This is a genomic window from Stenotrophomonas sp. HMWF003 (assembly GCF_003061285.1).
In the GTDB taxonomy this organism is placed as follows: Bacteria; Pseudomonadota; Gammaproteobacteria; order Xanthomonadales; family Xanthomonadaceae; genus Stenotrophomonas; species Stenotrophomonas maltophilia_AP.
Map to the genome: position 1 here is coordinate 1 of NZ_QAIW01000355.1, position 3181 is coordinate 3181.

2 protein-coding genes and 1 pseudogene are annotated in these 3181 nt (G+C 70.5%); all 3 read right to left on the reverse strand.

Annotated features, from left to right (window positions below):
* Positions 1–268, reverse strand: a pseudogene (locus DBR34_RS21830) (hypothetical protein); the annotation flags it as partial.
* Between the two features lie 2 nt (positions 269–270).
* Positions 271–1065: a DUF2092 domain-containing protein gene (locus DBR34_RS14460; RefSeq protein WP_128097310.1), complete on the reverse strand. Its 795-nt coding sequence runs from the start codon at positions 1063–1065 to the stop codon at positions 271–273.
* Positions 1066–1206: 141 nt separating this feature from the next.
* Positions 1207–3181, reverse strand: a 1975-nt coding sequence (locus DBR34_RS14465; RefSeq protein ID WP_219928300.1) for a DUF885 domain-containing protein, incomplete at its 5' end; no start/stop codon positions are given.

Genomic DNA, 3181 nt, shown 5'->3' on the forward strand with positions numbered 1-3181 from the left:
GACCAGGATGCGGGCCAGGACCCGGTTCGGGCCGTGGCCCGGGCCGTGGACCCGGTTGCGGGGCCGGGCCGGGCGGGTGCGGTGCGAAGCCGCCCCCACCGCCTGGATGCGCCATGCCGCCGCCGCCAAAGCCACCGGCATGGCCAATGGAGGCATGCGCGAACCCGCGCAGGCCAGGCCGCGCCTGCGCCGGTGCCAGCAGCGAGGCGCCGGCCAGAACGAGCAGGGCGGTGCCGATGGCGTTCCGCAGGGAAGTGATCGTGTCCATGCTCAGTTCCCTTCTGCCGGGGTGTCCTGCGCGGCCAGTGCGACCGGCACGAACACGATGCGGGTGGCGCCATCGGGAGCAAACGCCAGCTCACTGGCGCTGACCGGGCGCCGGGTATCCCACTGCAGGGTGGCCTGGTAGCTCGGCAACGCCGGATCGGAGTGACTGGTGATCACCACTTGCCGTGGCAGGGCGCTGGCGTCGGAGATCCACACCTGCCAGTCCACGCCCGGCTGGCGGAACGCGTAGTGCTGCGTGGCCTCGCCATCGATGCGGGCGCTGTCCACCTGCAGTGCGGACTGGAAGCCATCGGTGGGGAAGGCCGGCGTCCCCCACAGGAACAGGTCGGCCAGCGGGAACTCCAGGCCGTAGCGGCTGGCCGACTCGGCCAGCAGCGCCTGGCTGCTGCGGTTGAGGTCGTCCAGGGTGGCGTAGTACTTCAAGCGCGGCGCGAAGATGGTCAGGCGCTTGCCGTCATAGAACAGCTGGCGGTGCTGCTGCTCGCTCTGGATGTCCACGAAGAAGCGGTCCGGTCCGAGGACCTTGTAGTCCACGGTGCCGGCCAGCGCCAGTTTCTGCCCGTCGTCGAGCACGTACTCGGTGCTGGTGGTGGCGTGCATGCGGAAGTGCGGCAGGGCACGCAGCGCCTTGCCCATCCGTTCCAACGCGGCCACCGCGTCGGCGTCGACGGTGCGGGTCGAGGCCGGCACCGGCGCAGGGGTCTGCGCACTGACGGGAAGCGGCAAGGCTGCGGCAAGCGCCAGGGCAAGCAGCAGGGCGGGGCGTGCGTGCGTCATGGGAAGCTCCGGGACGACGGCGAGGGGCCGGGCCGGTCACGCCGACCCTGTCCTCACTGTGCGTACCGCCGCCCTGGCGGACAAGCGGAGTTACACCGTAGCGGCCTAGGTATTTTTACGCAGAAACTGCGCGTGGGCGCCTCAGGGCGTGCGCCGCGGGTCGCCACCGCCCGCCGCGATCCAGCCATCCACCGCCTGCGCCACCACCGTCATCGGCATCGCGCCGTTACCCAGCACCAGGTCGTGGAAGGCGCGGATGTCGAAGCGCGTTCCCAGTTCCCTGCGCGCCCGTTCGCGCAGGGCCAGCAACTGCAACTGGCCCATCTTGTACGACGACGCCTGGCCCGGCTGGACCAGATAGCGGTTGATCTCCACGCGCACGTCGCTGGGCTTCATGCCGGTCTTTTCCTGCATGTAGGTGGCGGCCTGCTCGGGCGTCCAGCGTTTGCGGTGCAGGCCGGTATCCACTACCAGTCGCACCGAGCGGAACATCTCGGCCTGCAGCCGGCCGAGGTCGCCGGCCGGGTCGTCCTTGTACACGCCGGCCTCGGCCATCAGCTGCTCGGCATACAGCGCCCAGCCCTCGCTGAAGGCGCTGGGATTGAGGCTGCGGCGCAGCAATGGCAGATCGGTCAGGGTCTGCCCGATCGAGATCTGGAAGTGATGGCCGGGCGAGCCCTCATGGTAGGTGAGGGTGGGGATGCTCCAGCGCGTGTTGGACTCGATGTCGCCCAGGTTGATGAAGAAGGTGCCCGGCCGCGAGCCGTCCATCGCCGGGGGATAGTAGTAGCCGCCGGGCGAGGTCTTCTGCATGTGCGCCGGCACCGGCTGCACCACCAGCTTCTGCGGCGGCAGGTGGCCGAACCAGGTCGGCAGGATCGGGTCGAGGTCACGCAGGCGCTGTTCGATGTCGCCCAGCAGTTCCTTGCGCCCGGCCTCACTGTCGGCATACAGGTAGCGCGGGTCCTGGCGCAGCTGCTGCACGCGGGCGGCGACGCTGCCTTCGCGCAGGCCCAGCTGCGCCAATCGCGCATCCATCAGCTTCTCCACCCGCGCCACTTCGTCCAGCCCGACCGCGTGGATCGCGTCGGCGTCCAGGTCGGTGCTGGTGTACCAGCGCAACGCGGCATCGTAGTAAGCCTTGCCCTGCGGCAGCGCCCACACGCCCTTGTTGCCCAGGTGGCGCGCCTGCAGGCCCTGCACATCGGCCAGCAGGCGCTGGTAGCCGGGATTGACCGACTGCTGCACCGCGCGCGTGGCCTGCGCGAGCAGCGCTTCGCGTCGCGCGGCGGGAATCGCCGGCACCTTCTCCAGTTTGCGTCGCAGCGACGTCACCCACAGGCTGTCGCCGGGCGCGGGTGCCAGCAGCGTGCGGAACTGATCCGCCGCCCCCTGCAGCGCCACGTCCGGCGGCACCACGCCGTGCGCGGCCTGCATGTCCACGTTGGCGCGCACCTGGTCCAGCTTGGGTCCCATCGCCTGCAGCCGGGCGATGTAGTGCGCCGCGCTGGTCTCATCGGTGACCGCGTGCTGGTTGTCCATGAACTGCGGCAGGTTCACCGGCAGGCTGAACAACTGGTCCACCGCATAGGTGCTGCCCCCCACCGGCAGCCACGCCGCTGACCACGGCACGGCCATCAGGTCGATCTGGGTCTGGTAGAACCAGCGCGCCAGGCCACGGCTCAACTGCTGCTGCGCATCCAGCGGGGCGCCCTGCCACTGCGTGATCGCCGCCAGGTTGTCGGCCAGGAACCGGCGGTTGACCTCGCGTCGCGCCAGCGAGACATCGGTGAGCTGGTCGGACGTGTCGGCCTGGCCGTCACCACTGATGCCGAGCATCGTGCGCAGCTCCGGATCGGCGTTGATCGCGGCCATGGTCTGTGCGTCGAGCAGGCCGTTGAACGACACCGGCATCGGCGGGCCGGCAACGGTTGCCGGCGGCATCGGCGCGGCGGCGGTGGCCTGCGCGTGCGTGGACGGCGTGGCGAGCGCCAACGCCGCGCCGATGGCGAGCGACAACAGGGCGGGCAGGGCGGAAGCGGTCGGGTTCGGCAGCACGGGACATCTCCAGTGGCGGGCTGCGCGCAGGCTACGCCAGGTCGGCGCGGGCTGCACG

Bases quoted from the DNA above. Each gene is read 5' to 3' on its own strand.
- DBR34_RS14460 (WP_128097310.1), bottom strand. From the start codon at position 1,065: ATGACGCACGCACGCCCCGCCCTGCTGCTTGCCCTGGCGCTTGCCGCA.